4 protein-coding genes and 7 pseudogenes are annotated in these 9,978 nt (G+C 57.8%); 6 read left to right on the top strand and 5 right to left on the bottom strand.

Annotated features, from left to right (window positions below; genetic code table 11):
* Positions 1–142: pseudogene (locus tag EV561_RS38335) on the top strand (MarR family transcriptional regulator); the annotation flags it as partial.
* Between the two features lie 1,365 nt (positions 143–1,507).
* On the top strand, positions 1,508–2,296 hold the full coding sequence (locus EV561_RS36050) for an SDR family NAD(P)-dependent oxidoreductase (RefSeq protein ID WP_132528641.1): 789 nt from the start codon (positions 1,508–1,510) through the stop codon (positions 2,294–2,296).
* A 183-nt stretch (positions 2,297–2,479) separates the two neighbouring features.
* On the opposite strand, the pseudogene EV561_RS36045 reads toward EV561_RS36050, so the two are convergent.
* Together EV561_RS36045 and EV561_RS36040 are read right to left on the bottom strand one after the other, a co-directional pair.
* A pseudogene (locus EV561_RS36045) lies at positions 2,480–2,758 on the bottom strand (transposase); the annotation flags it as partial.
* 469 nt (positions 2,759–3,227) lie between these two features.
* A complete protein-coding gene (locus EV561_RS36040; protein ID WP_132528639.1) occupies positions 3,228–3,932 on the bottom strand; it encodes an IS6 family transposase in 705 nt (234 codons plus the stop codon).
* A gap of 46 nt (positions 3,933–3,978) precedes the next feature.
* On the opposite strand from EV561_RS36040, the pseudogene EV561_RS36035 reads away from it, so the two are divergent.
* From EV561_RS36035 to EV561_RS36025, 3 genes and pseudogenes are all read left to right on the top strand, one after another.
* Positions 3,979–4,404, top strand: a pseudogene (locus tag EV561_RS36035) (transposase); the annotation flags it as partial.
* A 53-nt stretch (positions 4,405–4,457) separates the two neighbouring features.
* Positions 4,458–4,922: pseudogene (locus EV561_RS36030) on the top strand (IS110 family transposase); the annotation flags it as partial.
* Between the two features lie 428 nt (positions 4,923–5,350).
* Positions 5,351–6,451: an adenylate/guanylate cyclase domain-containing protein gene (locus EV561_RS36025; RefSeq protein ID WP_165928050.1), complete on the top strand. Its 1,101-nt coding sequence runs from the start codon at positions 5,351–5,353 to the stop codon at positions 6,449–6,451.
* Positions 6,452–6,564: 113 nt separating this feature from the next.
* Here the strand turns inward: EV561_RS36025 and EV561_RS36020 are convergent.
* Positions 6,565–6,843 (bottom strand): annotated as a pseudogene (locus tag EV561_RS36020) (ISKra4 family transposase); the annotation flags it as partial.
* Between the two features lie 41 nt (positions 6,844–6,884).
* A pseudogene (locus EV561_RS36015) lies at positions 6,885–7,738 on the bottom strand (transposase).
* A 778-nt stretch (positions 7,739–8,516) separates the two neighbouring features.
* On the opposite strand from EV561_RS36015, the gene EV561_RS36010 reads away from it, so the two are divergent.
* Complete coding sequence (locus EV561_RS36010) at positions 8,517–9,293, top strand: hypothetical protein (protein ID WP_132528643.1); 777 nt, start codon at positions 8,517–8,519, stop codon at positions 9,291–9,293.
* 167 nt (positions 9,294–9,460) lie between these two features.
* Here EV561_RS36010 and EV561_RS36005 read toward each other — a convergent pair.
* Positions 9,461–9,847, bottom strand: a pseudogene (locus EV561_RS36005) (alpha/beta hydrolase); the annotation flags it as partial.
* Positions 9,848–9,978: the final 131 nt, after the last annotated feature.

The following is a 9,978-nucleotide window of genomic DNA, read 5'->3' as shown; positions in this document are numbered from 1 at the left end:
TCGCCACTTCGGCGTTACGGCTCCGTCTGTTCACCAGATGGTGCTCACCCTCGAGAAGGCGGGGTTTATATCCCGCGTGCCAGGCGCCGCACGCACCATCCAACTTCTCATCCCGCCAGAAGCCCTGCCCATTCTACGATAACACAAACCGTCATAATCTCTGTGGCGAGGTACTAGTCGCTGGCATCGTCAGCCGCGCCGATGTGGTTCGGGCCGTGGTTGAAAAACTGGACGACTTGCTTGAGCCGACGGACTAGCGGATAGCTGGCCGGCGGCGCCACAGCCGCTCGGTGACCATTAGCAGCGACACGACAAAAATCAGCTGGTAGGCGTGGCACGCCTTGGAGGCGTCAGATCACCGCTGCCCCGACCGGTCCGATGTACTCGGTCTTCAGGCCGTCCTTGCGCGCCGCCCGCAAGAAACTGTTCGCCTCGGAGAGATTCAGTCGCTTGTCCGGGTCACATAGCTCCAGATGGTTCGCGCGTAACCAGTAGGATGCGTGACTGCTCACAATGCGTCTTCATCTTTATGCAATCGAAAATCTGCCACCTGGTTACTTGCGACGCTGGCTGCTGACGGTGATGCGGCTTTGGCATTCGCTGGGGAAATTGCAGACTGCATAGGATACTCCTTACGCTTCGCGTTTTCTCTCGTATGGCCGTTCTTTCATGTCTTTGGTTGCGCCAGCACGCATAATCTGGTTAGCGGCGTCGAATCTATATGGCGTCAAAACGGGACGGTCTTTGTGCTAGATCAAATCGTCCCTCTGTAAATAGGCGTTGCGCAGTGACCCCCGGTCGTTCCAACGAAAACAATCTTTTATCGTTCCGATCAGCATCGGGACCCCATGCCGATTCACAAAGCGGAGAGCTCTCTTCCGCTTGACGTAAGCTCCCGGTTGCTCACCCGCGCCTGACAAAAAGAAGACCGTTGCCAGAGCTCATCAAACTGGCAACGGCTTCTCAGTCGGATTGCCCCAATCCGACATTGGTGGGACCCATCGCATCTAAAAATAGAGGAGCCGAGTTGAATGTGGCTCCTGGTCTAATATCCGCAATCAGGGTTTTCGCTCATGGACGCCTCTGCTTTTCCAGGGGGCATCTGCCGTCTTTTGGCCGCAACTGTGCATCTTTCAGCTGCAGTTGCGAACCTTTCCTACGTCGAGTGCTGGGAGACGCCGGACGAGGATATGGCACGCCAGGAGTCGCCCATATTCGTGAAAAAAGTTGAGTTGAAGGAGGCAGTTTACATTGTACCAGACGGGCCTGGATTAGGAGTGGAGATCGATGAGGCGGAACTTTCCCGAGCGGGCGGGTTCCGGTTCTCGGAGATGCCTCACCTGCAGCGGCGTGACGGTTCGGTTACGAACTGGTAGTCATCGTGGGTTTGGCCGTTTTTTTGATCGCGGGTTCTGGTCTGTCGCACCCGCTGCGCCCTCAAAGTTTGGATGGAACAAATGGACGGACTTAAAGATCGGTAGCGGTCGTAACGGGTGGAGGAAGAGGGATCGGTCGAGAGATCGCCCTTGAGCAAGCGCGTGGTGGCGCCAAGGTTGCGGTAATTTCTCGAACAGCAGCGGAGATCGACGAAACCGTTGCTCTGATCAAAACCGAGGGCGGACGAGCGCTTGCCGTTTCGGTCGATGTTACCGACTACCACGCTGTCGAGAGAGCATTTGCTCGGATCGCGACGGAACTCGGACCGATTGATACCCTCGTGAACAACCACGGCTCGTTCCAGGCCTTTGGGCCGATATGGAAATGCGATCCGGTGGCTTGGTGGCGGGATGTCGAAATCAACTTGCAAGGAACCTTCCACACCTGCCACGTGACATCGCCTGCAATGATAGCTCGCGGGAAGGGTCGGATTGTCAACCTAGTCGGCGGTGGAACAGGTAACAGTTTCCCGCACGGGTCGGGTTATGCATCGAGCAAAGCGGCAATCATGCGCCTGACGGAATGTCTCAACGATACCACAACAGAACATCGCGTGTTCGCCTTCGCCGTCGATCCCGGACTCGTCCGCAGTGCGATGACTGAAGCGCAGCTCTTCTCGGACGCAGGCAAAACCTACTTGCCTGGCATCCAGAAGCTTTTTGATGATGGTGTCAACATTGAGCCGTCACGCGCTGCGCTGCTGATCGCCGATATCGCCGGCGGCCGTTTCGATGTGCTAGCGGGCAGGCTTTTGCGTGGTGTTGACGACCGCGATGTTCTTGAGAAGGAGATGCATGCAGTCGCAGCGGCCGACGCAAGAGCATTGCGTTTTAGCATGATTGAACAACAGAAGCTTTGAAGTTTGCGCGAGTATTCTTGTCGCCCCTTGGATTTAGGCGGAAGCGGTCCTTGTGCTCGGTGGAAAAGTTAGTGACCATTTTTCGCCTCTGCCGGGATTCGCGCGCCGTTCGGTGCAAAAATCACGGTCCACTAACTCAACTGTTTGTTACTCCGGCAAATGTCTAATACCAAGGCCTGATGACTAGAACTCATTGGCCCATTTTCTGCGTCCGATCGACATGATGCGCCAAGGCTGACGTTGAAGCTTGCGCCAGGCATCGCAGCAGTGATCAACGATGTCTTCGTAGGATGTGAACACACGGTTTGAGAGCCAGTTTTCGCGCATGAATTGCCAGAGATTTTCGACCGGATTGAGTTCGGGTGACTTCGCTGGCAGCGGTAGAATGGTGATGTTTTCGGGCACCTTGAGATTGTTCGATAAATGCCAACCCGCCTGATCCATGACGAGGATGGCGTGGGCGTCGCCCTTGTTTCCACCAGCATCACCGCGAGTGCCTGGCTCGTTTTCACGAGCGGGTTGCCCCAACACCTTCCGAACGATTGCTACTGTCGCTTCAGGGCATAACCCGACTGGGGAATTTCCCCGACCGCGCACCGGCTTATGTATTAGCTTGTCTGGAAGAGACTGAGAGTAAGTCGCCACCTCTGGGGAATATGCGATGGGGTGGCGACACCAAAATCAACGGCTCTTTAGAAACCGAGGTGCTCACGCCCATACTTGGGCGTGTGGGTGAGCCGACTCTTAATGGCGGCCGCTCGAAAAGGCAACAATGCGCTTACTCAGCGCGGGACAACTCGTATCCTTTGACAGTTGGCGCTGCCTCTCTGACCAGCACCTTCACCGATGAGATGCACAGAGCGGCAATCAACCCACCGGGGAATTGACACATTATCGAGTGGAGAAGAAATGACCGCGCTGCTGCCGGAGATCAGGCAATGGCACCCGTCACTATTTTCCAGTGCGCCATGGCGCGGACACGATGGATGTGAGTGGCGAGAGCAGAGCGGCTGCGATGCTGTGCGACGAAGAGATTTCGGATGGCGGAGAAGGTTGTTATGAACCGTTGCAGACCTCCGGCTGATCGGAAACCCTGCATCTGATGCTCCCGTTTTCGCAGTAGCAGATGAGAATTCTCCGCTCGATTGTTGAGGGCTTTGTGGGACCGGTGTTCGACCGTTGGCATGAGGTCACGTTTGGCCGCACTATAGGAGCGGAGTTTGTCGGTGATGATCCGCTTGGGTGGCATGCCCTGCTTCTTCAACAGCCTGAGCAGCAAACGCCTTGCAGCCCTGGTGTCGCGCCGGCTTTGAACGATTTCATCGAGAACGTAGCCGTCCTGATCGACGGCACGCCAAAGCCAGTGCTTTCGGCCGGCGATGGAAACCACAACCTCATCGAGGTGCCAGACGTCCTGGCGCGAAGGTCGCCTGCGACGGAGTTGCTTTGCGTAAACCGGCCCGACTTTCCGTCCCCATCGCCGGATCGTTTCATACGAGACGATGATCCCGCGCCCCAGCAGTAGCTCCTCGACCAGCCGAAGGCTCAAAGGAAATCTGAAATACAGCCAGACCGCATGGGCGATGATCTGTTGGGGGAAACGGTGACGCTTGTAGCTGATGGATGAATTCTTCATCCCTTCAGTTCTATGCACTACCCACTGACATCTGGTTTATGTGACATCGCCGCTGGAGGTGCTGCTCGACCAGATCGACACGCCGATCGGCCAGTTCACGGGCGATGGCGCTTATGACGGCAACCCCACCTATGACGCCGTCACCAGGCACAGTGCCGGTGCTGTCGTGGTCATTCCGCCACGCGCCAATGCGGTGGAACGGCCGGACGCCGATCCTTCGAGCCAGCGAGACCGACACATTGCGGCGATCAACACCGCTGGCCGAATGAAGTGGCAGGTCGCGACCGGCTACGGAAAACGATCCCTGGTCGAGACCGCGATCGGTCGTTACAAATCGATCATCGGACACCGGCTGCGGGCGCGCTCATTCGGAGCGTAGCGGACGGAAGTCGCCATCGGCTGCTCGGTCCTCAATAGAATGATGGCATGCAAACGCCCGAAATCCGTCCGCTGCAAGACTGCAACGCCGTAGCAACAGCATCAAAGACGGAATGCCGTTCCTTCAACGACCCGCGCACCAAAGCCATTGAAGCTGAGATTGCCAAACTCGACAAGGAGATCCTCGCCATACATCGCAAGGATGACGTCAGTCTTCGTCTTGCCTCGATCCCCGGCATCGGGCCGATTACGGCGTTGTTTCTATCGGCAAGTATTCCGGATCCGGGCCTTTTCGAGGGTGGACGAGAGTTCGCGGCATTCCTGGGGTTGGTGCCTCGACAATATTCGAGCGGCGGCAAGCCGAGGCTTGGCCGGATCTCCAAAATGGGCAACCGGCATTTGCGAAAGCTCTTGGTGGTCGGAGCGCATGCGGCGCTCTACAGCATCAAGAATGGCAAAACCAAATCGCCACTGGTGGACTGGGCAAGAGCCTTGCTGGCGAAGAAATCCTTCAAGCTTGTGGCTGTCGCTCTGGCGAATAAAATGGCGCGCATCGCATGGGCGATCATGACCAGAGCCGGGAGCTATGAAGCAAACCTGGCAACGCAATAAGCAAGACGTTGTTCGAATTGCCGTTGGGCACAAAAGTTGCCGGCGTGACGAAGGAGTGATGTGAAGGCACAAGCGGAATGGACTGTACGAACCGAAGTACCCGTGGCATCGTATAGCGCGGCAAAGCGCGGTAAGTTGATAGGGATCGGTTTGAGCGCAAAACATCAGGGCCAGCGGTCATATCAAACCGCGCTTACAGGCCGGAGACATGACTGCACCCGACCCGCCAAGCTCAAACATCGCCTAAATCACCTTGCCAAGCGGGCGCCATCCAGACATTGCGATGCCCCAGCGTCCCTACAGCATGTCCCTGTGCTTCAAAGGCGCACCGACGAACGCCGAGGCCTCCGCCTGCAAGCCGCCTCGCGCTGCTTGCCTACCCGATGGAAAGGCGAGATAATTGTTCGTCAATCTTCAAGGCGCTGACCATGGCCGCGTTCGATCCGATGACGGAAATTGATGCCGCTCAGGTGATCGACGCGGCGGCAGAGAGTATGCTGGTGACGACGGCCGAGCTCGACTGGCCGGGTCCTACAATCGTGTACGTCAATCCCGCATTTGAACGAATGACCGGCTGGCACCGGACCGAGGTCATCGGAAAGACGCCGCGCCTCCTGCAGGGTCCTGAGACGGACGGGTCGGTATTCGAAAACCTCCGATCACAGCTCGCGGCCGGGCGGACATGGGAGGGCACTGCCGTAAACTATCGCAAGGATGGCAGTACATTCATGATGGAGTGGTCCATCGTTCCCCTTCGGGATGAGGCTGGCAAGATCCGCCAATATCTGGCGGTGCAGCGCGACGTCACCGCCCGCATCGAAGTCAACCGCGCGCGTACGAACCTGTCGCGTTATTTCTCGCCGCAACTCGTCAAGTTGCTGTCAAACCGCGATGTGCCGCTCGGCCCGGGGCGACGCCAGGACGTCAGCGTTTTGTTCATCGACGTTGTCGACTTCACCCGGATGGCGGAAACCGCATTGCCCGAGCATCTGCTCGCATTGCTCCGGTCGTTCCACAAGCGCATGGAGAAGCTAATCTTCCGGCACAACGGCGCGGTTCTAGGATTTATAGGCGACGCCATTATGGTGGTCTTCGGTGTCCCGGAGACCAGTTGGCGCGATCCCGTGGACGCACTGGCTTGCGCCCGTGAAATGCTGGAGGAAATCGCAGAGTGGAACGCTAAGCGAAGTGGGTCCGGCACGTTTGCTGTTGGGGTGGGGATCGGCCTGCATTGCGGCCCAGTGGTTGTCGGCGATGTCGGCACCGAGCGAAGCATGGCGTTCACTGTGATCGGGGACACCGTCAACGTCGCGGCGCGGCTTGAGAAGCTGACGCGCGCACTGAAGTGCGGCCTCGTCGTCAGCAACGACTTGGTGCACACCGTCCGGGTGTCCGCCGATGAAGCCGTAGCTGAAGCGCTCCTCGCGGGTTTAGACGATATAGGGGATCATCGGATTCGGGGCAGGTCCGGCCCGGTGCGCCTATGGGCGCTCAATCGAGGAAACTCACGGCAGGCATTCACAGGCTAACTCCGCCGCGATGGCATAGTGGTGCCGCTGGGAAGCAATGCGCCCTCGGCACTCATGCACTACCTGTTGCGCACACCGTCGTGGACATAAATGGATCGGGCTAGCTCCGACAGCGACCAACGCATCTGACGCTTCTTGTTCATGCGGGCATTGACGAGGCTGGTGACCGCGGTTTCAGCCGGTAAGCTAAATATCGGCAAGCCGGACCAGTACCACCGGCAGTAGTTGACGATCGAAGCTTCGTTCTGGATCAAGTAGGTGCCAAAATTGTTGATCAGCTAGTACAGACGCCTGCTTTTGCCGTCCGCATCGCGCAGCCCGGCGTGCTGAGCCAATTGGGCAAGCATCTGCTTTACGGCCTCGCTTGCCTCTCGACCATATCCACTCCATAGCGTTGGTGCGGGGATCGGAGAATTTTCGGACTCTGATCTGTTTACGCGGTGGTTGTCATGCGAGGAACGGATTTCGGGCGTGCGCACGCAAGCATGCGATTAAGGACGGCGCAGCCGATGGCAACCTCGGTCTGTTGCGCTTTGAAGGATCGCGCGCCCTCAGTCGACGTCCGATGATGGACTTGCAGCGACCAATCGCCGTTTCGACGAGCGACCGCTTGCCGTAGCCAGTCGTGGCTTGCCATTTCATCCGACCGTCGGTGGCGATCGCCGCTCTATGACAGTCCCTCTGATTAGAGGGCTCGATGTCCTGGCGTTTCACCGCATTGCTGCGCGGCGGGATGACCACCGCGGCGCAAGCGCTGTAGTTGGTGACGGCGTCGTAGGTGTCGTAGGTTGGTTTGCCGTCATAGGCACCATTGGCGGTGAATTGGACAATCGGACTGTCGATCTGGTCCGGTAGCGGCTCCACCTGCGAGGCGTCGGCTGTCGATAAGAACGTGAACGGGCTTCTTTATCGGAGCGCCGCGGCCTTGCCCGCTGTCGGCCAATCGGGATGTCCGTGCTCCTCAGCTCAGCGTCGTGTGATCGGGGACGGCGAGATCCAATCCCATCAACTTCAGCACCGATGTCAGTAAACCCTCCGTCTGGCGAAGTCGCGGCCGAGCACCGAGCCTAGCGTGAGAGCGGTTTCGATCGCCAGATCGGAGTAGCGCGGCTGGCCACCGCGTGTCGAGCGCTTCGGTGCTTGCCACAACGACAGCGCTTCTTCTGTCACCCACAGCGTCAGGCTCCCGCGCCGGCGAAGGCCAGCCTCATACTCCGCCCAGTTCGTCACCTTGAACTTCATTTTGCCGATACGATGACGGCGGGCAGCATTGTGTTTGAAAGGCATAGCGGTGACTGGGCGTTGTTTCGATCGCCGCTTCCATTAAAGCGTAACCGATAAACGATCGGTGCACCAATGCCATTATGATGCTGACTATGTCGCTGGTCTCAAACTCGCCAGCCATCGAAAATGAAAATCAACTGGGCGGGGCAGAGGATACGATTAAATACATGAGTTTGCCCGAAGGCATACAAATTTTGTACCTTGCCGGGATGATCAATGGGATGGGATGATACATCATCCGGACCTATAATCTGCGAGAACAGGATGCGTGGTTGGCGTGTGCTCGGAAAACTTCGATCAAGGATTTGGTGAAGGACGTCGATAAGTTCCTTATTGACAATCCAGCGGCCAAGAATCATCCAGTTGGATATGCCGTGACACTCGTTTTAGGTCATCGCCGACCCTGCTGAACTGCTCAATGGCAGTTGACGAATTGCGCCGTCGCGAACCCATAGAAGGGTGGGTCAACGAGTCGAAGTTGCCGCCCGATTTAAATTCACGAAGCGTTCGGCAGCGCCCATCGCCGCCGCACAAACCCAGCATTCGCTTCGGTGTGATTCCGCCAGTGCTTTTTTGCGGCAACTCCCGCTTGAGCCCTGCGGCCCCCGCTGCGTCTTCAAAGCCACACCCCGCCGCTTTGTGACGTCCGGCGCAACTGAAGGTGGACAGATCGTCGTCCAGCATCCTAAATTAGCGAATCGATACATAACGACGCACTGCGACATTCCGCTCGCGTCGGGCAGGACGGAGAGGGAATGCAATGACACGAGCCAAGCACGCAATGACTTACGCGGCCGTCATTATTGCGGCCACGCTGCGGATATCTTTGGCGGAAGGCGCAGATATGACCCCGCTGGCGCCCGCGCCGACGCCGGTCCAGACGCCCTCGGGATGGACCTATACCATCACGCCATATTTTTGGGGCCTGGGAATATCTGGCGACATCGGCGTGCGCGGGCTGCCCCCGGCTCACGTCAATGCCGATTTCGGCGACATTTGGAAAAATCTTGATTTTGCCGCGATGGCAACGGGCGAGGCCCGGTATGATCGCTACAGCATTGTCGGCGACTTCGTTTATGCGAAGCTCTCGAACGACTCCGCCACGCCGAGGGGCATCGTCGCCAACAATGTCGAGGTCACGTCCAAGATCTTTACCGGTTTCTTCGGCGCGGGCTATGCGTTGCTCGACGAGCCCAACGGCCATCTCGATATCGTCGGCGGGGCCCGGGTCTGGTCGCTCGATACCACGATTTCCCTCAACGGTGGCATCCTAGGCGGCGCCCGCGGTGAAAGCACCAAGACCTGGGTTGACGCGATGGCCGGGCTGAAAGGCAACTATTTTTTCACGCCACAAATCTACACGACGGGTTGGGGCCTCGTGGGCGGCGGCGGCGCTGATGTCGATTGGGACGTCGGTGCAGGTCTCGGCTACAAGTTCAATGACACCTTTTCGGCACTTGCAGGGTACCGTGCGATGGGCGTGGACTATCGTGACAAAGGGTTTGTTTTCGACGTCACCATGCAAGGTCCGATGCTGGGCCTGTCCATCCACTTTTAGTACAACTCAGAGACATTCAGCCCCCGTCGAAGGCCACGTCAAGAACCCTGGAGAGCCTTACCGAGATGGTCCACCCTGGTTGATTTGGAGTATTTCAGGCTGACCGCCGTCTCGTTGTCCCGCTGGAATATGCGTCAAAAGCCGCTCTGTAGCATCTGACAACGAAATCAGCGTCTGCAACTCGGTGGCGGTCTGGTTTGATCGCAGTCCCTGGTCGTGATCGGGTGTGTGCTGTTTGCGCCTGCCAGGCTTCCGACATGGGTTGCGTAGTTGTCCCGCGTGTCCTGATCGACGACGGCGACGGGTGCAGCAAGGACCAGACCAGCGACATTTCCTGCCGCCGTCGCGGCCCCTGTTGTCGCCACCAAAATCTGGTCGCCAAGTCCGACGTGACTGTCGGTCAACGTCTGCCCCTCGGAAATTCTTTGACCGATGAGCTGGACGATCTGGGGCGATTCCGCAAACTTGCCGTGGTTCATGCTGTCGCCGGATTTGATCTTGGTCAGGTCAATCACCGTGATCTTGTTGTCTTCCAGCTCCTTCTTATACGGAGCGGCTTTGGTGCGCGGGTCGTTGAAGGAACGGCATTCCGTCTTTGATGCTGTTGCTACGGCGTTGCAGTCTTGCAGCGGACGGATTTCGGGCGTGCGCATGCCATCATTCTATTGAGGACCGAGCAGCCGAT

This window comes from Rhizobium sp. BK376 (genome assembly GCF_004341625.1).
Classification (GTDB): domain Bacteria; phylum Pseudomonadota; class Alphaproteobacteria; order Rhizobiales; family Rhizobiaceae; genus Rhizobium.
The sequence above is the reverse complement of the archived record's forward strand: the minus strand, read 5'-3'. Positions and strand labels throughout refer to the sequence as shown.